The organism is Candidatus Dechloromonas phosphoritropha (genome assembly GCA_016722705.1).
In the GTDB taxonomy this organism is placed as follows: Bacteria; Pseudomonadota; Gammaproteobacteria; order Burkholderiales; family Rhodocyclaceae; genus Azonexus; species Azonexus phosphoritrophus.
In genome coordinates this window covers 2481727-2503562 of the sequence record JADKGN010000004.1, presented here as the reverse complement: position 1 = coordinate 2503562, position 21836 = coordinate 2481727, and the positions used below count along the sequence as shown (strand labels likewise).

22 protein-coding genes and 2 pseudogenes are annotated in these 21836 nt (G+C 63.9%); 18 read left to right on the top strand and 6 right to left on the bottom strand.

Annotation, left to right across the window (positions count from 1 at the left end; genetic code table 11):
- The first annotated feature begins 69 nt into the window (after positions 1–69).
- The 10 genes and pseudogenes from IPP03_17845 to hemF all read left to right on the top strand — a co-directional run bounded on the left by IPP03_17845 (position 70) and on the right by hemF (position 10021).
- A complete protein-coding gene (locus IPP03_17845; GenBank protein ID MBL0354418.1) occupies positions 70–1083 on the top strand; it encodes a phosphotransferase in 1014 nt (337 codons plus the stop codon).
- Complete coding sequence (locus IPP03_17840) at positions 1083–1793, top strand: nucleotidyltransferase family protein (GenBank protein MBL0354417.1); 711 nt, start codon at positions 1083–1085, stop codon at positions 1791–1793. Before IPP03_17845 ends, IPP03_17840 begins: the two co-directional genes overlap by 1 nt.
- Positions 1790–3088, top strand: coding sequence for an aminopeptidase P N-terminal domain-containing protein (locus tag IPP03_17835; GenBank protein ID MBL0354416.1), 1299 nt, complete (start codon positions 1790–1792; stop codon positions 3086–3088). The genes IPP03_17840 and IPP03_17835 overlap by 4 nt, the downstream gene beginning before the upstream one ends.
- Complete coding sequence (locus IPP03_17830; GenBank protein MBL0354415.1) at positions 3081–4226, top strand: FAD-dependent monooxygenase; 1146 nt, start codon at positions 3081–3083, stop codon at positions 4224–4226. The genes IPP03_17835 and IPP03_17830 overlap by 8 nt, the downstream gene beginning before the upstream one ends.
- Positions 4217–4857 (top strand): annotated as a pseudogene (gene menA / locus IPP03_17825) (1,4-dihydroxy-2-naphthoate octaprenyltransferase). Before IPP03_17830 ends, menA begins: the two are co-directional and overlap by 10 nt.
- 69 nt (positions 4858–4926) lie before the next feature.
- Complete coding sequence (gene dusB / locus IPP03_17820; GenBank protein ID MBL0354414.1) at positions 4927–5943, top strand: tRNA dihydrouridine synthase DusB; 1017 nt, start codon at positions 4927–4929, stop codon at positions 5941–5943.
- Positions 5940–6173 carry a Fis family transcriptional regulator gene (locus IPP03_17815; protein MBL0354413.1) on the top strand — a complete coding sequence of 78 codons (234 nt, stop codon included), beginning with the start codon at positions 5940–5942 and terminating at the stop codon, positions 6171–6173. The genes dusB and IPP03_17815 overlap by 4 nt, the downstream gene beginning before the upstream one ends.
- Positions 6174–6178: 5 nt before the next feature.
- A complete protein-coding gene (purH, locus tag IPP03_17810) occupies positions 6179–7756 on the top strand; it encodes a bifunctional phosphoribosylaminoimidazolecarboxamide formyltransferase/IMP cyclohydrolase (protein ID MBL0354412.1) in 1578 nt (525 codons plus the stop codon).
- 26 nt (positions 7757–7782) lie between these two features.
- Entirely contained in the window at positions 7783–9060 is a 1278-nt protein-coding gene (purD, locus tag IPP03_17805) for a phosphoribosylamine--glycine ligase (GenBank protein ID MBL0354411.1), read from the top strand.
- 64 nt (positions 9061–9124) lie between these two features.
- Complete coding sequence (gene hemF, locus IPP03_17800) at positions 9125–10021, top strand: oxygen-dependent coproporphyrinogen oxidase (GenBank protein ID MBL0354410.1); 897 nt, start codon at positions 9125–9127, stop codon at positions 10019–10021.
- A gap of 23 nt (positions 10022–10044) precedes the next feature.
- Here the strand turns inward: hemF and IPP03_17795 are convergent, their stop codons facing one another.
- Genes IPP03_17795 through hemC form a run of 4 tightly spaced genes read right to left on the bottom strand, consistent with a single transcriptional unit; the run spans position 10045 to position 13968 of the window.
- A complete protein-coding gene (locus tag IPP03_17795) occupies positions 10045–11229 on the bottom strand; it encodes a heme biosynthesis protein HemY (GenBank protein ID MBL0354409.1) in 1185 nt (394 codons plus the stop codon).
- Positions 11226–12257 carry a uroporphyrinogen-III C-methyltransferase gene (locus IPP03_17790; protein MBL0354408.1) on the bottom strand — a complete coding sequence of 344 codons (1032 nt, stop codon included), beginning with the start codon at positions 12255–12257 and terminating at the stop codon, positions 11226–11228. The genes IPP03_17795 and IPP03_17790 overlap by 4 nt, the downstream gene beginning before the upstream one ends.
- Positions 12254–13036 (bottom strand): uroporphyrinogen-III synthase, encoded by a 783-nt coding sequence (locus IPP03_17785; protein ID MBL0354407.1) that lies wholly within the window; start codon positions 13034–13036, stop codon positions 12254–12256. Before IPP03_17785 ends, IPP03_17790 begins: the two co-directional genes overlap by 4 nt.
- Positions 13033–13968: a hydroxymethylbilane synthase gene (hemC, locus tag IPP03_17780; protein ID MBL0354406.1), complete on the bottom strand. Its 936-nt coding sequence runs from the start codon at positions 13966–13968 to the stop codon at positions 13033–13035. The genes IPP03_17785 and hemC overlap by 4 nt, the downstream gene beginning before the upstream one ends.
- A 42-nt stretch (positions 13969–14010) precedes the next feature.
- Between hemC and IPP03_17775 the strand changes: the two genes are divergently transcribed.
- On the top strand, positions 14011–14634 hold the full coding sequence (locus IPP03_17775) for an SAM-dependent methyltransferase (protein MBL0354405.1): 624 nt from the start codon (positions 14011–14013) through the stop codon (positions 14632–14634).
- A gap of 434 nt (positions 14635–15068) precedes the next feature.
- Here IPP03_17775 and IPP03_17770 read toward each other — a convergent pair whose 3' ends face one another.
- Positions 15069–15512: a cache domain-containing protein gene (locus IPP03_17770; protein ID MBL0354404.1), complete on the bottom strand. Its 444-nt coding sequence runs from the start codon at positions 15510–15512 to the stop codon at positions 15069–15071.
- Between the two features lie 325 nt (positions 15513–15837).
- On the opposite strand from IPP03_17770, the pseudogene IPP03_17765 reads away from it, so the two are divergent.
- Positions 15838–16135, top strand: a pseudogene (locus IPP03_17765) (ATP-binding protein).
- A gap of 608 nt (positions 16136–16743) precedes the next feature.
- Here the strand turns inward: IPP03_17765 and rsmI are convergent.
- The gene (rsmI, locus tag IPP03_17760; GenBank protein ID MBL0354403.1) at positions 16744–17604 is read right to left on the bottom strand and encodes a 16S rRNA (cytidine(1402)-2'-O)-methyltransferase; all 861 of its coding nucleotides are present in this window, start codon (positions 17602–17604) and stop codon (positions 16744–16746) included.
- 10 nt (positions 17605–17614) lie between these two features.
- On the opposite strand from rsmI, the gene IPP03_17755 reads away from it, so the two are divergent.
- From IPP03_17755 to IPP03_17730, 6 genes are read left to right on the top strand one after another with little or no spacing between them, the layout of a single operon-like run.
- Positions 17615–17977, top strand: a complete 363-nt coding sequence (locus tag IPP03_17755) for a YraN family protein (GenBank protein MBL0354402.1) — start codon at positions 17615–17617, stop codon at positions 17975–17977.
- Complete coding sequence (locus IPP03_17750) at positions 17955–18320, top strand: HIRAN domain-containing protein (GenBank protein MBL0354401.1); 366 nt, start codon at positions 17955–17957, stop codon at positions 18318–18320. The genes IPP03_17755 and IPP03_17750 overlap by 23 nt, the downstream gene beginning before the upstream one ends.
- A 44-nt stretch (positions 18321–18364) precedes the next feature.
- On the top strand, positions 18365–18958 hold the full coding sequence (locus IPP03_17745) for a phosphoheptose isomerase (protein MBL0354400.1): 594 nt from the start codon (positions 18365–18367) through the stop codon (positions 18956–18958).
- Positions 18955–19635, top strand: coding sequence for a BON domain-containing protein (locus IPP03_17740; GenBank protein ID MBL0354399.1), 681 nt, complete (start codon positions 18955–18957; stop codon positions 19633–19635). Before IPP03_17745 ends, IPP03_17740 begins: the two co-directional genes overlap by 4 nt.
- A 33-nt stretch (positions 19636–19668) precedes the next feature.
- Positions 19669–20052, top strand: a complete 384-nt coding sequence (locus IPP03_17735) for a hypothetical protein (GenBank protein MBL0354398.1) — start codon at positions 19669–19671, stop codon at positions 20050–20052.
- Between the two features lie 36 nt (positions 20053–20088).
- Positions 20089–21801 (top strand): potassium channel protein, encoded by a 1713-nt coding sequence (locus tag IPP03_17730; GenBank protein ID MBL0354397.1) that lies wholly within the window; start codon positions 20089–20091, stop codon positions 21799–21801.
- Positions 21802–21836 lie beyond the last annotated feature (35 nt).

The window sequence follows — 21836 nt, the reverse complement described above, 5'->3', positions numbered from 1 at the left end:
TGTGCGCCGAGAGGGACGGCGACCGAGTGTTAAAATTGGCCATTTTACAACGAACCGTCGGCCATCCTGATGTCGCGCGATCAACTTGTTACCGACTGGGTTGCCAGTCGCTTCCCGAATCAGTCGGTCGAGATCACCCCCGCCTCGGCCGATGCCAGTTTCCGTCGCTATTTCCGGCTGACCTGGCCCGACGGCGGTACGCGCATACTGATGGACGCCCCGCCGGAGAAAGAGGATTGCAAGCCGTTCATCCACGTCGCCGGCCTGCTCGCCAGGGCCGGGCTGGCCGCCCCGCGCGTCCTTGATCAGGATCTCGCCAACGGCTTCCTGGTCCTTACCGATCTCGGCCGCATCGGCTATCTCGACGCCCTTAACGCCGACCTCGGCCTCGCCGACATGCTGATGCGCCCGGTTCTCGACGTTCTGGTCAAGTGGCAACTATCCTCCAGCGCGAGCACCCTGCCTCCCTGCGACGCAACGCTGCTCCGTCGCGAGCTCGACCTCTTCCCGGAGTGGTTCGTCGGCCGCCACCTCGGCTACCAGCTGAGCAACGAAGAATTAATCATGCTCGACCGGAGCTTCAGGTTCCTGATCAACTCGGCGCTGGCCCAGCCCAAGGTGTTCACCCACCGTGATTTCATGCCGCGCAACCTGATGCTGGTCGAAAGCGAAGCCAGACTGACGCCCGGCATCATCGACTTTCAGGATGCGGTCTACGGCCCGATCGCCTACGACGTTGTCTCGCTGTTTCGCGACGCCTTCATCTCCTGGGACGAAGAGCAGGAAATCGACTGGGTCGTCCGCTACTGGGAAAAGGCGCGCGCCGCCGGATTGCCGGTACGCCCCGACTTCGGCGATTTCTGGCGCGACTACGAACTGATGGGCCTGCAGCGCCACCTCAAGGTGCTCGGCATCTTCTGCCGCCTGAAATACCGCGACGGCAAGGACAAGTACAGCGAGGATCTGCCGCGTTTCATGAACTACGCGCGCAAGACGGCGAGCCGCTACCTCGCGCTCAAGCCGTTGCTCATCCTGCTCGACACGCTGGATGGCAGGAGCGCGGAAGTCGGCTACACCTTCTGATGAAAGTCTTCGTCCTCGCCGCCGGGCGTGGCGAACGCATGCGCCCGCTAACCGACCACACGCCCAAGCCGCTGCTACCGGTGGGCGGCAAACCGCTCATCGCCTGGCATCTGGAACGACTGGCGGCGGCCGGATTCACCGAGGTCATCATCAACCACGCCCACCTTGGCGAGAAGATCGAGGCAGCGCTCGGCGACGGATCGCGGTGGCGTCTCAAAATCCGCTATTCGCCGGAACCGCCAGGCGCGCTGGAAACCGCGGGCGGCATCGCCAACGCGCTGCCCCTGCTTGGCGACGAGGCGTTTCTCGTGGTCAATGGCGACGTCTATTGCGACATCGATTTTGGCCGTTTTTCCGGGGTGACCGTAGGGCCAGCCGTTGACTCTATGGTCGCGGCAGGCAAGCAGCCAGTCGCGCACCTTGTCATGGTCGCCAATCCGGCGCACCACGCCGGTGGCGATTTCAGCCTCGACGGCCATCGCATCATTTTCGCGCAGGGCGAGAAAACACTCACCTACGCCGGTATCGCGGTGTTTTCGCCGTCTTTCTTCGCCGATGTGCCGTGCGGCTCGGTCATGAAGCTCTATCCCTTGCTCGCCGCTGCCATCGCCGCTGGCACGCTGACCGGGGAACGTCACGCCGGCCGCTGGGTCGACGTCGGCTCGCCGCAACGCCTTGCCGCACTGGATCAGGAACTGCGGAACACATGACCCACGCCCACTTTCTCGCCCGCCGCAAGCGCCTCCTGAAAGCCATCGGCGACGGTGTCGCCATCGTGCCGACAGCGCCCGAGGTTATCCGCAACCGCGACGCCCATCACCCCTACCGCTTCGACAGCTATTTCTGGTATCTGACCGGCTTCCCGGAGCCGGAAGCGGTGGTCGTGCTGGTCGGTGGCAAGCGCCCCAAATCCATCCTCTTCTGCCGTGAAAAACATGAAGAGCGCGAAATCTGGGATGGCTATCGCTACGGCCCGAAAGCAGCGAAAACGGCGTTCGGCTTCGACGCCGCCTACGCAATCGAGTTGCTCGACAAAAAACTGGCCGAATTTCTCGTCGACCGCGACACCCTTTGGCATGCCATCGGCCACGACACTGCATGGGATACCCGCATCGCCAAGGCGCTCAACGAAGTCCGCGCCCAGACCCGGGCCGGCAAGCGGGCGCCACGCGTCATTCATGACCTGCGCGCCGAGCTCGATGCCATGCGCCTGGTCAAGGACAGTGCCGAAGCCGAGATCCAGCAACGTTCGGCCGACATTGCCAGCGCCGGTCACGCCCGCGCCATGCACGCCTGCCGCCCCGGCATGGCCGAGTACGAACTGGAAGCCGAACTGAGCTACGAATTCAGGAAGCGCGGTGCCGATGCGCACGCCTACACGCCGATCGTCGCCAGTGGCGCCAACGCCTGCGTGCTGCACTACGTGGCGAACGACAAACTGCTCAACGACCACACGCTGGTCCTGATCGACGCCGGCTGCGAAGTCGACGGCTACGCCGCCGACATCACCCGGACCTTCCCGGTCAACGGCCGCTTCAACGCGCCGCAGAGGGATGTCTACGAGATCGTCCTCGCCGCGCAATGCGCCGCCATTACCGCCACCGCCCCCGGCCGCCACTTCATGGAAGGCCATGATGCCGCCGTCCGCGTGCTGACCCAAGGCCTCGTTGACCTCAAACTGCTGACCGGCGACCTCGACAACCTGATCGACAAGGGCGACTACAAGCGCTTCTATATGCACCGCACCGGCCACTGGCTCGGCCTCGACGTCCACGATGCCGGCGAATACAAGGTCGGCGATGCGTGGACCACATTGCAACCGGGCATGACGCTGACCATCGAGCCCGGACTCTACATCCGTCCCGCCGACGACATCCCGCTAGCGCTGGCCGGCGTCGGCATCCGCATCGAGGATGACGTTCGGGTCAGCGAAACCGGCTGCCACGTCTTCACGACGGCCCCGAAAACCATCGCCGAAATCGAGGAGGTCATGCGTCATGACTGAGCACGCCGCAGAGCACATCGACATTCTGATTATCGGCGCCGGCCCGGTCGGCATGACCCTGAACCTGGCGCTCGCCGCCGGTGGCCGGAAATCGCTGCTTTTGGACCGTCGACCGCAACAGGCCCAGCAGGGCGACCCGCGCGCCCTCGCCCTCTCGCACGGAGCCCGGCAACTCCTGGAACGGATCAGAGCCTGGCCGACGCGCGCCGTGACGCCGATCGAGACCATCCACGTCTCGCAAAAGGACGGTTTCGGCCGCACCGTCATCGACTGCGCCGACTACGACCTGCCGGCACTCGGCTATGTCGTGCGCTACCACGACCTCGCCGCCGAACTCGCCGCGCAACTCTCGGCTGACGCCCTGCTCGATGCCGTCGACATCGTCGATATCAGCCACGGCGACGATCACGTCAGCGTTGCCCTGCGCCATGCCGGCGCCTTGCGTACCATCTGCGCAAAGGTGCTGGTCCACGCCGAAGGCACCCCCGGCGACGACCCGGCGGTCAAGGTCAACGATTACGGCCAGCACGCCGTAATCGCTGAGATTACCCCGCAACCTGGCCACAACAAGCGCGCCTGGGAACGCTTCACGCGGGACGGCCCGCTCGCCCTGCTGCCCCTTGGTAACGAATACTCGGTCGTATTCACCTTGCCGCCGGACAAGGCCGATGCCGTGCTGGCGCTCGACGACGACGCCTTCGCCGCCGCGCTGCAGAACCAGTTCGGCACGCGCATGACATTCAGCAACCCTGGCCCGCGCAGCCGCTTCCCGCTCGCGCTGAGGATGCGCGAAGCGCTGGTCAAGGGCAGCGAAGTGTGGATCGGCAACACGGCGCAAACCCTGCATCCGGTTTCCGGCCAGGGATTCAACCTCGGCCTCCGTGACGCCTGGCAACTCTCTGAAATACTGCTCGAAAGCGGCGTCGACCGCAGCAGCCTGGAAAAATATGCGGCCAGCCGCCGTCTCGACCGCCACGGCAGCGCATTGTTCACCGACCAGATCGTCCGCGCCTTCTCCAACGACTTCGGCCCGCTCAAGCTGGCCCGCGGCCTCGGCCTGCTCGCCCTCGACCTTTTCCCTCCGGCCCGCCATTTCGTCGCCAAGCGAATGATCTGGGGCGCCCGCGCTTGGCCGTAAGTGCAGGGCGGCTACGCGCCTGCTTCCTCGCCTGCCGCCCGAAGACGCTCTCGGTCTCGCTGTCGCCGGTGCTGGCTGGGACCGCCATTGCCTGGCAGGACAGCGGCCGCGTCCTCTGGCCGCCTCGCTCGCCGCCGGCTGGGCCTACACCGGCGGTCCGGCGCCGATCGCCTACCGGCCGCTCGGAGAAGTCTTCGTCTTTATCTTCTTCGGCCTGGTCGCCGTCGGCGGCAGCTATTACCTGCAGACGCTGACCCTGACGCCGGTTGTGCTGACCGCAGCAACGCTGGTCGGCCTCCATGCGGCGGCGGTCATCACCGTCAACAACTACCGCGACCGTGATGGTGACGCCCGCAACGGCAAGAACACGCTGGCCGTCCTGCTTGGCCGACCGGCAACCCGACATCTCTACAGCGCCGAGATGCTGGCGCCCTTCGCCCTGTTGCCACTGCTCGCCGGCGGCCTCGGCTGGCTTGCCGTACTGCCTCTGCTGGCGCTGCCGCTGGCCATCAGGCTGAACCGGCGCTTGCGCCACGAAGCTCCCGGCGCGATCTTCAACAACATCCTGGCCGCCACCGCCGGCCTGCAACTCGTGTTCGCCCTGCTGCTGGCCCTTGCGTTCACGATTTGACTGTTTTTCGGGCGTCGACTCGGGTAAACTCGGCGGCTTTCCCTGCTTCACTGTCTCCTCCGCGCGCCCATGGATTTCGTCGGTTTCCAGCTCCGTAACAACCTGTTCGTCGCCCCCATGGCCGGCGTCACGGATCGCCCTTTCCGCCAGTTGTGCAAGAAGATGGGCGCCGGGCTGGCGGTATCCGAAATGGTGACCAGCAATTCGCTGCTCTACGGCAGCAAGAAGACGCTGCGCCGGGCCAACCACGAAGGCGAGGTGGCGCCGATTTCGGTGCAGATCGCAGGTGCCGACCCGCAAATGATGGCCGAGGCTGCCCGCCACAACGTGGACAACGGCGCCCAGATCATCGACATCAACATGGGCTGCCCGGCCAAGAAAATCTGCAACGTGATGGCCGGCTCGGCCCTGATGCAGGACGAGCAACTGGTCGGCAAAATCCTCGACGCCGTCGTCGGCGCCATCCCGGATACCCCGGTGACGCTGAAATTCCGTACCGGCTGGAATCTGACCAACCGCAACGCGCCAACCATCGCCCGCATCGCCGAATCGGCCGGCATCCGCGCCGTCGCCATCCACGGCCGTACGCGCTGCCAGCAATACAGCGGCGAGGCCGAATACGACACTATCGCCATGGTCAAGACATTGATAGGCATTCCGGTCATCGCCAACGGCGACATCACGACGCCGGAAATGGCCAGAAACGTGCTCGACACCACCCACGCCGACGGCATCATGATCGGCCGCGCCGCCCAGGGGCGACCCTGGCTGTTCCGTGAGATCGAGCACTATCTGAAAACCGGCGAGAAATTGCCGCCGGCCGAGGTCAGAGAGATTCACGGTATCCTGCTGGCCCATCTCGAAGACCTCTATGCTTTCTACGGCCCGGAAACGGGGTTCAAGGTCGCCCGCAAGCATATCTCCTGGTACACCAGGGGGCTGGTCGGCTCGGCGGCCTTCCGCAAGGAAATGAACACGCTGCCCAGCGTCGACCAACAGATGCGGGCAGTGAACGATTTCTTCATTCGTCAGGCAGAAGAAAACGACACTCTAAAATACGACAATGAGGAGGCGTTGGCAGCATGAGCCAACATGATTTGGGGAAATACGTTACGGATTCGCTGGAGCAGTATTTCCGTGACCTCGACGGCGAAAAGCCCACCGCTATCTATGACATGGTGTTGAAGAGTATCGAAAAGCCGATGCTCGAAGTGGTGCTCGCCAAGGCCGGCAACAACCAGACCGCCGCCGCGGAGATGCTCGGCATCAATCGCAACACCTTGCGCAAGAAACTCACCGAACACCAACTACTGTGACCGCCATGACCATCAAGCAAGCACTGATTTCCGTCTCCGACAAACGAGGCGTTCTCGAATTCGCGCAGGGTCTTGCCGCCCAGGGCGTCAATCTTCTCTCCACCGGCGGCACCGCAAAAATGCTGCGCGAAGCCGGGTTGACCGTAACCGAGATCGGCGACTACACCGGCTTCCCGGAAATGCTCGACGGCCGTGTCAAGACTCTGCACCCGAAGGTGCACGGCGGCATCCTGGCCCGCCGCGATCTGCCTGAACATCTGGCAACCATTGCCGAACACGGTATCCCGACCATCGACCTCGTTTGCGTCAACCTCTACCCGTTCCGCGAAACCGTCGCCAAGCCCGGCGTCACATTGGCGGACGCAATCGAGAACATCGACATCGGCGGTCCGGCCATGGTCCGCTCTGCGGCCAAGAACTACGCTGCCGTCACCATCGTCACCAATCCAGAAGACTACGCCCCGCTGCTCAATGAAATGAAAGCCAACGCCGGCACCGTCAAGCTGGAAACCCGCTTCAACCTGGCCAAGAAAGCCTTCGTCCATACCGCGCGCTACGACTCGGCGATCGCCAACTGGCTGACGGCGCTTGAATCCAGCGCCGACGAAGCAACGAAACTTTCACCCTTCCCAACGGCCTTCCAGACCGCTTTCGACCGTGCCGAGATCCTCCGCTACGGCGAGAACTCGCACCAGAGCGCCGCCTTCTACCGCGACATCAACCCGGTCGCCGGCAGCATCGCCGCCTACACCCAGCTGCAGGGCAAGGAACTGTCCTACAACAACATCGCCGATTCCGATGCCGCCTGGGAATGCGTCAAGTCCTTCGACGTCCCGGCCTGCGTCATCATCAAGCACGCCAACCCGTGCGGCGTCGCTATCGACGGCAGCCTGCTCGGCGCCTACGAAAAGGCTTTCAAGACCGACTCGACCTCGGCCTTCGGCGGCATCATCGCCTTTAACGGCGAGGTCGGCATCGACGTCGTCAACGCCATGAACGAGCGCAAGCACTTCGTCGAAGTGCTGATCGCCCCGGCCTTCACCACTGAAGCCAAGGCAGCGCTGGCGGCTAAGGCCAATCTGCGCGTCCTCGTCCTGCCGATTTCCCATGTGCTCAACACGCTGGAATTCAAGCGTGTCGGCGGCGGCCTGCTGGTTCAGACACCGGATGACTTTACCGCTCAGGCCAGCGGCCTCAAGTTCGTTACCAAGGTGCAGCCAACCGCCCAGCAGATCGAAGACCTGCTCTTCGCCGAGCGCGTTGCCAAGTTCGTCAAGTCCAACGCCATCGTCTTCTGCGGCGCCGGCATGACGCTCGGCGTCGGCGCCGGCCAGATGAGCCGCGTCGATTCGACCCGGATCGCCGCTATGAAGGCGCAGAACGCCGGCCTCGATCTTCGGGGTTCGGTCGTCGCGTCGGATGCCTTCTTTCCGTTCCGTGATGGCCTCGACGTGCTGGCGTCCGCCGGCGCGGTCGCTGTCATCCAGCCTGGCGGCTCGATGCGCGACGACGAAGTCATTGCCGCCGCCGACGAGCATGGTCTGGCGATGGTCCTGACCGGCACCCGCCACTTCCGTCACTGAGAACAATGAAACCCAAGAACTCCGGCATGAAACTTCTGGTCATCGGTTCTGGCGGCCGCGAGCACGCGATGGCCTGGTGCTTGGCACAGACCCACGGCCTGCAGAGGGTTTATGTCGCCCCCGGCAACGCCGGCACGGCACGCGAGCGCAGGTTGAAGAACGTCAATCTCAGCGACCCCGTCGCCCTCGCCTGCTTCGCCGAGAGGGAAGGGGTACGCCTCACCGTCGTCGGCCCGGAAGCGCCGCTGGCTGCTGGCGTGGTCAACGTTTTCCGCGCCCGCGGTCTGAAGATTTTCGGCCCGACCAAGGAAGCCGCCCAGCTCGAATCCTCCAAGGATTTTGCCAAGCGCTTCATGGCCCGCCACAACATTCCGACCGCCGGTTTCGAGACTTTTTCCGAGTCGACCGCAGCACATGCCTATATCGACCAAAAAGGCGCCCCGATTGTCATCAAGGCTGACGGCCTGGCCGCCGGCAAGGGTGTCGTCGTCGCCATGACGCTGGCAGAAGCCCACGCCGCCATTGACGCCATGCTGTCCGGCAATAAACTCGGTGACGCTGGCGCCCACGTCGTCATCGAGGAGTTTCTTGATGGCGAGGAAGCCAGCTTCATCGTCATGGTCGACGGCAAGAACGTGCTCGCCCTGGCCTCCAGCCAGGACCACAAGCGCATCGGCGACGGCGACACCGGCCCCAATACCGGTGGCATGGGCGCTTATTCTCCGGCACCATGCGTCACCCCGCAAGTACACGCCAAGGCGATGCGCGAGATCATCATGCCCACCGTGCGCGGCATGGCGGCCGACGGCATTCCCTTCACCGGCTTTCTCTACGCCGGCCTGATGATCGGCAAGGACGGCTCGGTCAAGACGCTGGAATTCAACTGCCGCATGGGCGACCCGGAAACCCAGCCGATCCTGATGCGCCTGAAATCCGATTTCGTCGATCTGCTGGAACATGGCATCAACGGCACACTCGATCAGGTCGAGGCCGAATGGGACCGCCGCGTCGCACTCGGCGTCGTGCTCGCCGCAGCCAACTACCCGGGAACCCCGAAAAAGGGAGACGTGATCGGCGGCCTGCCCAAGGGCAACAGCTTCGGCGACGATGCGCATGTCTTTCATGCCAGCACGGCAGAAAGGGATGGCGAGGTCGTCACCGCCGGCGGTCGCGTGTTGTGCGTCACTGCCCTCGGCGAGAATACCAGACTGGCCCAGAAGCGCGCCTACAAGGCCGCCAGCCAGATCAGCTGGGACGGCATGCGGTTCCGCACGGACATCGGTCACCGCGCCGTCGGTCGCTGACCTGGCTCTGGCGACAACGCAAGGGCGGCACTGACCGCCCATTTTTTCGCCCAACGGAGAGTTGATGGACACCACCCGCCTCAAGGATTTCCTCATTGGCCTGCAAAGCCGCATCGTCGGCGAACTGGAAGCCTTCGACGGCCAGGCGTTCCGCGCCGATTCCTGGGTTCGCCCGGAAGGTGGCGGAGGCATCTCGCGGCTGATCGAGGAAGGCGATTTCTTCGAGCGCGGTGGCGTCAATTTCTCGCACGTCACCGGCAAGTCGCTGCCCGCCTCGGCCACCGCCGTCCGCCCGCAACTGGCCGGGCGCTCGTGGGAGGCGATGGGCGTCTCGCTGGTCCTGCATCCGCGCAACCCATATTGCCCGACGGCACATATGAACGTACGCTGCTTCGTCGCCAGCAAGGAAGGCGAGGACGATGTCTGGTGGTTCGGCGGTGGCATGGACATGACGCCTTACTACGGTCAACGCCAAGATGTGGCCCATTTTCACCGGACCTGCAAGAACGCCCTGGCGCCCTTCGGCAATGAGGTCTACCCCGCTTACAAGAAATGGTGTGACGAGTATTTCTTCCTTAAGCATCGCAACGAGCCGCGCGGCGTTGGCGGCGTGTTTTTCGACGATCTGAACGAAGGCGGCTTCGAGCGCTGCTTCAACCTGACGCAAGCCGTCGGCAACGCCTTCACCCAGGCTTACCTGCCGGTCCTGGCCAAGCGTCGCGAAACGCCTTACGGTGAGCGCGAACGCGACTTTCAGGCTTACCGGCGCGGCCGTTACGTCGAATTCAACCTAGTCTGGGACCGCGGCACGCTGTTCGGCCTGCAATCCGGCGGGCGCACCGAATCGATCCTGATGTCGCTGCCGCCGGTCGTCAAATGGCGCTATGACTGGAAACCGGAGCCCGGCACGCCGGAAGCGGAGTTGTACGAGGTATTCCTGCAACCAGCCGACTGGGCCTGAGCCTCAGCGCCGGCGGATCTTGTTCAGCGCGCTTCAAGCCCTACCGCCGCCCGGAAATGACGGTTGGCCTCGTCGCCGCGCTCGAGTTTGTCGCAGAGTTTGGCAAGCGCCAGATGCGCGTCGCGCGTTTCCTCGGTCGCCAGCGACGCTTCGATATAGCTCTGCGCCTTGCCCCACAGACGCTGATTCATGCACATGCGCCCCAGCGCCAGCAACAGCGTGGCTTCGCCAGGATACTGGTGCAACCAATCCTCGGCCCTGGCAATCCGCGCGGTCAATCCCGGCCCCGTCAGGTCACCATAAATGCCCACCAGTTCGGGCTGCCAGCCCGCCTCGGAATAACCATCGAGCGCACTTTCGATGAGATTCTGCGCCACCGTCAACGCGTCCGCTTCGACCAGCGCCCTGGCGGCGGCCAGCACCAGACGACGTCCATAGTCGAATGCCGGGACGGCACGCAGGTAATCCTGAAGCTGACCGGCATCGCCACGGCGCCGACGGATGTTCTCGAGGTGGGCGAGGGTCTTGATCTCGCGCGCCACCTCGGGCGGCAAGGCATCGCGCTTTTCGATCTGGCGGACCAGCTTCAGGACGCCATCCCAGTCGCCGGTGCCCTGGCGTGCCCGCAGCTCGAGGCGCAGCGCGGCGATATGGCGACCCTGCTTGCCCTGAAACCGGCCAAGCACGGCCAGCGCCTCGTCGAAGCGGCGCAGCTCGTTCATCATCTCGGCTTCCAGCATCAGCGCCGCCGCTTCGTTACGCGGATCGTCGGCCAGTGCCCGCCGCATCCACTCCTGCTGTTTTTCCGGCTCGCGCATGCGCTGCACGGCGCGCGCCGCGACCAGCGCCGATACGCCGCGGTAAGTACCTGCCGCGTATGACTCGGTGGCCTTCTTCAAGGCCTGCCCGAAGCGTCCCTCGAAGAGCAAACGCACGGCATCCTGGAATACCGTTCCGGCGCGCTCGCGCCGACGCCGCTCGCGATACCCCTTCACCCGCCTGGGCAGGCCCAAGGTCAGCGCCAGTGTCCGCAGCGCGGCATAGAGGATCAGAACGAGGGTGACCAGCGCGAGAACAAAGAGGTTCAGGCTGACTTCAATCCGATGCGGAGGAAGGACAAGCAGGACGTAGCCGTCGTTGACCCGTGCGCCAAGCGCCGCCGCGACGGCCACCGCGAACAGGGCGAGGATCCAGAATACCCACCTCACTTCTTCTCCTTGGCGTTATGCAGGACGCGCAGGGCGGCCTGGGTTTCATTCAGGTCCGGCAAGGCGATGACGATCTCGGTCGCCAGCAGTTGACGCAGTGTCGCCTGCGCCGCATCAACACCCTTGTCGCGAACATCGAAGAGGCGCTCGAGCATTTCGAGGGCCGCCTTCAGCTCGCCACGGAAAGTCGCCTGATCGCGGGAGAACAGCGCCAGGCGGGCATTGAGCAGACGCAGCTTGAGGTTCTCGCGCAGGAAGAAACTCTGGCCCGGCGCCAGCAGCATCGCCTCGTCGCGATCAAAGCGCTGGATGCGGACAAGCCCCTTCAGTTCCTGCCAGATTTCAGCCGCGGTGCGCTCCCACCAGGGCAACTGAGCAGCCTCCGCAGGCTTCTCGCGGGTTTCCGGCGGCCGCATGTCCATCGCCAGCGGCAATTTGTCGATGGTCAGGAGAACCTGCTCCAGCCGCGCATTGACCGCCGCCAGATCGACCACGGGAAGCGCCGCCAGTCGCTCGAGATCGGCGGCCAGCGCCTTGCGTAATGGCAGCAACTGCGGACGATCGACGCGGGCGAGGCGGGCCTCCGCCGAGCGCAGGGCGACGATGGCCGCCGGAACATTGCCCGCCAGTTGCAGTTGCTGTCCGGCCAGCGCGATCGCCTGCTCGGCTTCGAGCACGCCGGATTCGTCGCGGCTGCCGGCAAGGTCCTGGTAGAGCGCCTGCACGGCTGCGGACTGCGCCTGGATTTCGGCCAGCCTGGCATCGGCCGCGCCCAGCTTGCCCTGCAATCCGTCGATCTGCTCGCGCATCTGTTTCAACGCGCCGCGATCCTCCTTGCTGCCGGCGTCGGCCGCCTCCAGGCGACGGCTGGTTTCCTGTTCGATTTCGGCGAGCCGCTGGCGGGTCTCGAACCATTGCCAGCCGGCCAGCGCAAGTGCCGCCAACGCCACGAAAAACCAGGGGCCGAAGCGCGACGGCGGCTTGCGCACCGCCGGCGAAGAAGGGGGAGTCGTGTTGTCTGGAGTCATGCCGGCCAATTATAAGCAAGCAGGCCGGCAAGAATGCCGGCATCCGCTGCATCGGTAAGGATAATTTTGTGCAAACCCGAGGCCCGCGCGTTTTCCGCAATACGCGCATGCGGCACGAAGAGCGGGGTCCGGGCGAGATGGGAGCGGCCCTCGTCGTCGAGTAGTTCGACCAGGTAGCGCAGCCCCTCGCTGCTCGACACGGTCAGCGCGTCGAGGCGCCCGGCGCGCCATCCTTCAAGCAGGGCGTCAACGCCTCCCGGGGGGCCGGCACGACGATAACAGGTGACGCATTCGACCTCGGCGCCCCGCGCGCGCAGTGTTTCAGCCAGCAATTCACGGCCGCCGTCACCGCGGAAGATGACGAGGCGCTTGCCGTTGACCCGTTCGCCTGCCATTTCCGGCAATGCCAGCAGCGCCTCCGAATCAAAGCGCTCACGCGGCGCGACGCAGCCAGTCACGCCATGGGCCGCCAGCGCCTTCAGCGTGCCCTGTCCGACCACTGCCGGAAGCGCTCCAGCCGGCCAGGGGCCATGTGCCAGAATGACCGGCAGCGCGTGGGCGACTGCATTCGGGCTGATAAAGATGGCCAGCGCCGCGCCGGGCAGACGGGTCACGCTGGCTTCCAGCGCCTGCGGATCGGCAACCGGCAGGATTTCGAGCAGGGGAGAGATCAGCGGAGTTCCGCCCACGGCAGCAATGGCGTCGGCCAGCGGCGCGGCCTGCGCCCGCGGCCGGGTGACGACGATAGTCCTGCCGGCAAGCGGGCCCGTCGTGCTCATCGGCAGTGGGCGAGCTTTTCCAGAATGGCGTCGGCACCCCGCGCCCGCAGTTGCTCGGCAAGCTGGCGACCGAGCGCTTCGTCGTCGGCCGGGTCACCAAGCAATTCGCCGGCGACCATTTCCTGGCCGTCGACGCTGGCGACGAAACCGCGCAGCCAGAGCTGGCCGTCGTCGATGACGGCATAGCCGCCCAGCGGCACCTGGCAACTGCCACCGAGGGCACGCGAGAAGGCGCGCTCGGCCTTGACGCAGTGCGCCGTTTGCGGATCGTCGAGCGGCGCGACGATGGTCGCCATCGCCGCATCGCCCTCAACCAGTTCGATGCCCAGGGCGCCCTGGCCGGGCGCCGGCAGCGACTGTTCCGCGGTCAACACCGTTTTGATGCGGTATTCCAGGCCGAGGCGGATCAGGCCGGCGGCGGCGAGGATGATCGCGTCGTAGTCGCCGGCATCGAGCTTCTTCAGGCGTGTATCGAGATTGCCGCGCAGGCTCTTGATAACCAGTTGCGGGTATTTGGCGCGCAGGATGGCTTCGCGGCGCAGACTGGAGGTACCGACGACGGCGCCGGCCGGCAGCTCGTCGAGGCCCGCGTATTTGTTCGAGACGAAGGCGTCGCGCGGATTTTCGCGGGCCGCGATGGCGGCCAGCACGAAACCCTCCGGCATCAACATCGGCACGTCCTTCATCGAATGCACGGCGAGGTGGGCGCGACCTTCCTGCATCGCCACCTCCAGTTCCTTGATGAACAGGCCCTTGCCGCCGATTTCCGAGAGCGGGCGGTCGAGAATCTGGTCACCCTTGGTCGTCATGCCTAGAATGGCAACTTCGGCAGCAGGATTCAGACTCGCCAGGCGGCCCTGAACATGAACAGCCTGCCACATGGCGAGGCGGGACTCGCGCGAGGCGATGACAATCTTAAAGGGAGCGGACATGAAGCGGCACGCAACAAGGGTTTCAAAGGAGGCAATCTTAACATGAGCGATTCGCCGCCCTCTTCTACCCGGATCAAACCCGACGACCAGCGCCCGGAGCATCCGGACTTCTGGTGCAAGCGCTTCGGGGAAGGCGTCACCCCCTGGGATGCCGGCAAGGTGCCCGCCAATTTCGCCGATTTCGTCGGCCACCAGCCGGAGCCGCTGACCACCCTGATCCCCGGCTGCGGCAGTGCCTGGGAAGCCGCTTGCCTGGCCGGATGCGGCTGGCCGGTGACGGCGCTGGACTTCTCGCCGGTTGCCGTCGCCACTGCCCGTTCGGTCCTCGGCACTGCCGCGGTCGACCTCGTCTGTGCCGATTTTTTCAGCTTCGCGCCGCCGCGCCCGATACAGTTGATCTACGAACGCGCCTTCCTCTGCGCCCTGCCGCGCAAGCTGTGGACCGACTGGGGCCGGCGCGTCGCCGATCTGCTGCCGGCGGGCGGCCTGCTCGCTGGATACTTCTTCATCTGCGACCAGGCCAAGGGTCCGCCCTTCGGCATCCTGCCGGATCAACTCGACGAACTCCTGACCCCGAACTTTGAGCGCATCGAGGATGCCGCGGTCGACGACTCGATTCCCACGTTTTCCGGGCGCGAGCGCTGGCAGGTATGGCGGCGATGCTGACTTTGTTGACCGCCAGTTCCTTGAACTCCGTCGTGTATGCCTGCTTCGGTATCTTCATTTCATGCCTTCCAAAAGTGACTCAATTCTAGGTCACCCTTGGCACACTAATTTTCGAGGGAAGCTCAGCATCCGCTGGCCGTCTATCAGCAATTTCTGGCGCAGTGCCGTACTGGCGCGGAGATGAGGCCATGAATCTTTAACACGAAAGAATGCTGTCGCTGTGCGCAACGCTGAACCTGCCGTTCATTGCCCAAGGCTAGACCGTCGCCAGCCAGGAAGCGGCTTACAGCGATTTCCTGGAAGGACTGCTGAGAACAGCAGCCAAGCCGCCAGCCAACGCTGTACCGGAGCAAAAAAAACCCCGCTGTTGCAGGGTTTTTTCCTGGTTCCAGCGCCGGCCAGCAGGGTGCCCGACCGGCGCTACCGCCAAATCACTACTTGTAATAGCCGACCGCACAGACCTGGTCGCCGATCTTGGTCACGAAAGCCACCTTGACCACCGGATCGGTCTGACCCGGGCGCGGCCACATGTAGGTAACCTCGGCAATCGATCCCACCTTGGCTGCGGCATAGACTTCCTCACCCAAGGGCTTTCCAGCCTTGTCCTTGAGGTCCTTCAGACTCTTGCCGACGAGGGTTGGATGGGCAGTGAAGTTGCCATCCGGACCACCGCAATAGGGGTACAGGTCGCGATCCTTGAAGCCACCCTCACCCTTGGTGAACATCACCAGCGCCTTCGCCTTGTCGGCTTTTACCGCTACCGCGGCCTTTTCGAGCATGGCTTTGGCTTCGGCGGGCGTGCCATATTCCGCTGCCGCAGCGGTACCGACTGATCCGAAAAAAGCGAGTGCTGAAACCACAGCTAATTGACGCAACATCGAAAGTCTCCTTGTCAGTTATTGAACAGCAAACAAGTGGCTGGCGTGTCGCAGGCCAGGAGGAAAACCACTCATCGAACATGGTAACTCAAGAATGCCTTCTGGCAACCAAAAGGATAAGGATAGGAAATTCAAGACCACTTCCGCGGTGAGTCCTGCGTTTCAGTCATGGTCGATCTTGAAAGTAGTACTGAATGAGCCTGAAAACCCGCCCCCGCATGCTCGTTGTCGATGCCTGAGGCCACCTGGGCGGCGGACGTTTGCCTCGAAAGTGTCAAACTCGGCCTATCGTGCGCGCACCAAGGGTAAGGTCGAACGCTTCAATGGTTAACTGCCGATGACCCGCGAGCAGGCTAATCTGTTCTTCCAGCTCATTGCCGCCCGCTACGTCCCGAAGGAAGTCCCGTTGGGGGACGAGCGGGGTTCGTTGATCGTCACCTGCAATCTGCCGTTTGGGCAATGGGATGCGACCTTTACGCAGGATGCCACGCTGACCGCGGCGCTACCGGATCGCCTGCTGCACCCATGCCCACAGCTTGCCGATTGCCGGAGAAAGTTACTGGCTCAAGCATCAACGCCAGGCCAGCATGGTTCAGATCAGAAAAGCGGAGGCCACCGATTGAGCGCCGCACGGCATAGGCATCTTTCCGGTTGGGCCTCGGTCCGCCCTCCAAGACACCTATGGAAGCGCTGATTTAATCGGTTTGCGAAATTCCTGCCCCATTGCAATCAATAGCTTACGTTGCGTGCTCGACGCGAAAAAGGAATTAATCAGCGCCTCCCTATGCCGCGCAAGGTCAGAACTTGGGGGTGTATCAGCTTTAAATCGCTGATAGAAGGAATTCTGTGTCGGTTTTGAATCGCCGTTGATACGCCCTTGCCCACCGACCGAGGGTTACGCCATTACGAATTCGCGAAAGGGCCATTCGATTCCGGATCACTCCGTTCCGCATTGGATACCGTGTTGGTCACCCAGCCCCACCAGCAATGCGTGTGACTTATGGCCCACCACTTGGCGGAAACAGGGAAGCGGATATGCTTTCGCGCGCGCGGGAAACCAGGCCGTCCCTCCATCTGGCCACCCGGATATGCAACCAACAGGGACTACGCTCCTGAAGTGGATGGTCGTCGCGGTATTCCGCGAGCAATGGGCTCCGCGTCGGACTCTCGCCTGCGATGAAGCAATTCATGGCCCCAACCCGCAAAGCGCCATGCCCCTATCGACCGGACATCAGGCAGCCGTGGATGACGACCCGCGCTCCTTCAGCGCCAGGGCATACTCATACAGCGCATTCTTTGCCGCCCCACTGATCGCCGCCGCCAGGCGGGCCGCCTGCTTCACCGGCAGACCCTCGGCCAGCAGCAGCTTCAACACGCGCTCGCCCTCGCCGTCATTGCCCCGCGCCGGGGCGCCGGAAACGATCAGAACGAATTCGCCGCGCTGGCGGTTGGGATCCTGTTTCAGCCAGTCGAGCGCCGCGGTCAACGGCCCGGAATGAATGGATTCGAACAGCTTGGTCAGCTCGCGGGCGATGACCAGGGTGCGTTCGCCGAGCACGGCGGCCAGGTCGGCGACTGCTTCGAGGATGCGATGCGGGGCTTCGTAAAAAACCAGCGCACACGGGTATTCGCGCAATGCCTCGATGGCCTGGCGGCGCTGGCCGGCCTTGCTCGGCAGGAAGCCATGGAACAGGAAATGCTCGTCGAGCAGGCCGGACGCGGAGAGGGCCGTGGTCGCCGCGCACGGACCGGGCAGCGGGATCACCCGGTAGCCGGCGGCGCGCACGGCGGCGACGATGCGGGCGCCGGGGTCGGAGATCCCGGGCGTGCCGGCGTCGGCGATAAGCGCCACCTCCTCACCGGCCTGAAGCCGCTCGACGATGCGGGCGGCTGCTTCGTGTTCGTTGTGCCGGTGGGCGGGCAGCCGGCGCGCCCGCGAACCAAGCTGCTTGAGCAGGGGGCCACTGTGGCGGGTGTCCTCGGCGGCGACCCAGGGCACGCCGCGCAGGATTTCCTCAGCGCGGCGGGTCAGGTCGGCGAGGTTCCCGAGCGGGGTCGGGACGACATACAATGCGGCCAATTTTTCCATCATCTTCACAGGCATGCAGGCAAAGTCCAACGATACCACCACGGCGCGCGGCCGCGAAGCCGAGGAGCAGGCAGCACGTTATCTGGAACGCTGCGGTCTACGCGTGATTGAGCGCAATTTTCGCGTTCGTGGCGGCGAGATCGACCTGATCTGTCGTGACGGCGGGACGCTGGTCTTCGTCGAGGTCAGACTGCGCGGCCGCGACAATTTCGGTGGCGCCGCAGCGAGCATCACCGCAGGCAAGCGCCAGCGCATCGTCCTCGCCGCGCGGCACTATCTGGCGGGCAAGGTGGAATGCGACTGCCGCTTCGACTGCGTGCTGATCGATGGCGACCAACTTAAATGGATCCGTGATGCGTTTGCTGCTGACGATTAGCCTGGTTCTGTGGCTGGCGACGGCGCAGGCGGAAAGCATTCGCGTCCTGGTCCAGAGTTCGCCGCTGGCCGGCAGCCAGTATTACGCGGTCGGCGAGCAGTGGCGGCAGATGGCGGTCGGTGATCGTCTCGACCTGATCCGCGAACCCGACAACCACCACGACCGGCATGCCATTCGCGTCGAGTGGCACGGCTACAAGCTCGGCTACGTGCCGCGCGCCGAGAACCGCGCACTGGCGGCAGCGATGGATCAGGGCGACAAACTCATGGCGCGCATCGCGAAGTTGACCGAACACGCCAATCCCTGGCGGCGGGTCGAGTTCGAGGTCTTCGTCGAACTGTGATGTAGAATGACTGAATTGCCCGCTCAAAAAAGCCACCGCAGAAAATGGATCTGATAGCCCGTGTCGCCAGGCATTTCGAAGATAGCGCCCAGACCAAGCTCAATGCTGTTGAGGCGATGGCGGCGCCGGTCGCCGGCGCCATCGAGGCGCTGACCGCTTGCCTGATCAACGGCGGCAAGATCCTTGCTTGCGGCAATGGCGGTTCGGCTGCCGACGCGCAGCACTTTGCCGCCGAGCTGGTCGGTCGTTTCGAGGTCGAGCGTCAGGAACTGGCGGCAATCGCGCTGACCACCGACACGTCGATCCTGACCGCCGTCGGCAACGACTACTCCTTCAACCAGATTTTCGCCCGGCAGGTGCGAGCGCTCGGCCACGCTGGCGACGTCCTGCTGGCGATCTCCACTTCGGGCAACTCGGGCAACGTGATCGAGGCGATCCGCTCGGCGCACGAAGCCGCCATGCCCGTCGTCGCGCTCACCGGCAGGGGCGGCGGCCAGGTCGGCGAAATGCTGCGCGACGACGATATACATCTTTGCGTGCCGGCCGACCGGACGGCGCGAATTCAGGAAACCCACCTGCTCGTCATCCATTGCCTGTGCGATGGCATCGACGCGTTGCTTCTTGGAGTCGAACAATGAGAAATCTCAAACTCACCCTCGCCATCACCGCCCTGGTCGTGGCTCTGCCCCTCCTCGAAGGTTGCGTGCCGGCGGTCATCGCCACCGGCGCCACGGTCGGACTGATGTCGGCGCAGGACCGCCGCTCGACGGGAGTCCAGGCGGATGACGAAGGCATCGAGTGGAAAGCGGCACAAAGCGTTCCCGAGAGCTACACCGCGGCATCCCATCTCAATTTCACCGCCTTCAACAAGCGCCTGTTGATCACCGGCGAGGTTCCCAGCGAGGAAGCGAAGGCCGCCATCGGCGAGCACGCGGCCAGGATTCTCGGCGTCAAGGAGGTGATCAACGAGACTGTCGTCGGTCCCGCCTCCTCGCTCTCGGTACGCAGCAACGACAGTTACATCACGTCAAAGGTCAAGGCCCGACTGGTCGACGAGAAGAACCTGTCGGCGACCCATGTCAAGGTCGTCACCGAATCCGGCATCACCTATCTGATGGGCATCGTCACCGACCGTGAAGCCAAGGTTGCCGTCACCATCGCCCGCACCACCGAGGGTGTGCGCAAGGTCGTCAATGTCATGGATGTGAGGAGCGACGCCGAGATCAAGCGCCTGACCACCATGCCCACCTTGGGAACTTCGGCCCCGGCGCCAGCGGCGCCAGCGGCGTCGGAAGCGCCGGTCGAGAATCGTTAAACACGGACGGCAACAAGCCAGGGAGCGGCAGCGATGAATCTGGAAAAGGTAATTTTTGGCTTCTTCATTGTTCTGGCGGCGACGCTCAACTTCGGTTTCTTCATCGGCGACATAGACCGCCCAGAACTGCATCACATCTACGAACTGGCGGCCGCGCTCGTCGTCAGCCTGATCACCACCGCGCTCAAGTTCGGCGACCGCACGCAGATCGGTGCCATTCACCTGTCCACCAGCCTGGTCGCCGACCTGCAACTGATCGCCGCGACGATCACCTGGGCAGTGGCGGTGCATGTCACCGGCGATGGCATGACGCCGTCGGTCATGTCCGGCGTCGTCTCGCTGTCCGGCGGCGCACTGTTCGCCAATATCGTCTCAGTCATCATCCTCATCATCGAAACCGTGATGCTGCGCCGCTAAGTCCATGAATGCAGCGGCCGGCACCCGGAGCTCCGCGTGAACAGCGCCTTTTTCCTCGCCCTGCGCCGCATGCGGATGCCGATTATCGTCCTGATCGTCCTCTACGCGGTATCGGTGGTCGGCCTGACACTGATCCCTGGCGTCGACGCCGAGGGCAAGGCAACAGCCCCACTCAGCTTCTTTCACGCTTTTTATTTCATCAGCTACACGGCGACCACCATCGGTTTCGGTGAAGTTCCCAATGCCTTTTCCGATGCCCAGCGGATGTGGGTTACTGTCAGCATCTACCTGACCGTCGTCGGCTATTCGTATTCGTTCTTCACCCTGTTCGCCCTGCTCCAGGACAAGGGCTTTCAGAATACGCTGACCACCAACCGCTTCAGTCGCCGCGTTCGCCTGCTCAAGGAACCCTTCTACCTGGTCTGCGGCTGCGGCGAGACCGGAAACCTGATCTGCAAGACGCTTGATCGTACCGGTCGCGCCTTCGTCGTGATCGAGAAGGACGAGCTGCGCGTGCAGGAACTCGACCTCCAGGATTTCAAGACCGATACGCCGGCCCTCGCGGCGGATGCCAGTATTCCTGACAACCTGCTGCTGGCCGGCCTGAAACATCCGAAATGCCGTGCCGTACTGGCGGTAACCAGCGACGAGCAGGCCAACCTGGCCATCGCGATCGCGGTCCGCCTCCTCAACCCGTCGATTTCCGTGATTGCCCAAAGCCGAACGCTGTCGGTGACGGCCAACATGTCTTCCTTCGGTACCGACCACATCATCAATCCGTTCGCGCGCTTCTCCGAGCACCTGGCACTCGCCATCACCGCGCCGGAGCGCTTTCGCCTCATCGAACTGGTGACCGCCCTGCCGGAAACGCCTCTGCCGGAAATCTACCACCCGCCGCGCGGGCGATGGATTCTTTGCGGCTACGGTCGCTTTGGACGCCTGATCGCCGACCAGTTGATGCCCACCGGAATCGAATTGACCATCATCGACCCGTTGTGCAATCCCGAAGAGACGGCGAACTCGATCCGGGGCTACGGAACAGAGGCCGAATCCCTGCTCCAGGCAGGAATAGGCAGTGCCTGCGGGATCATCGCCGGCAGCGACAGCGACGTGAACAACCTGTCGATCGCGGTCACCGCGGCCGAACTCAACCCGTCGCTTTTTGTCGTGACGCGCCAGAACCTCCACGTCAATTCACCGCTGTTCGAAGCCTACCGGGACGATTACACGATGGTTCCGAGCCGCATCGTCGCTCAGGAATGCATCGCCATCCTGACTGCGCCAATGCTCGCCGCCTTTATCGGCCTGCTCCGCGAGTGCGACGAATCCTGGAGCAACGCCCTGGTCGTTCGCCTGCAGGAATTGTGTCACGGCCTGGCACCGGTGATCTGGGGCCTGAAACTGAATATTCAGGAAGCCCAGGCGGCCTATCGCGCGCTGATGCAGGGCCGGCGGATCACGCTCGGCGAAATCCTCCGCGACGGAACCGACCGCAGCCAACCCCTGCGCGCCATCACGCTGCTGATTCGCCGCGAAGACGAGATGATCCTGCTGCCTCCCGACGGCTTTCTGCTTGCCCCCGGCGACCAACTGCTCATCGCGAGTTCGCTGGCCGCCCGCCGTAATCTCGAACTGACGCTCTACCGGCCGAGTGACCTCGATTACGTGCTCACCGGTCACGAGGTCACCGGAAGCTGGGTCTGGAACTGGCTGGCTGCCCGCCGGAGGGCTGGCGGGCAGCCATCCTGACACCAAGGCTCTGGTGCGCCCAAGCATGAACATGA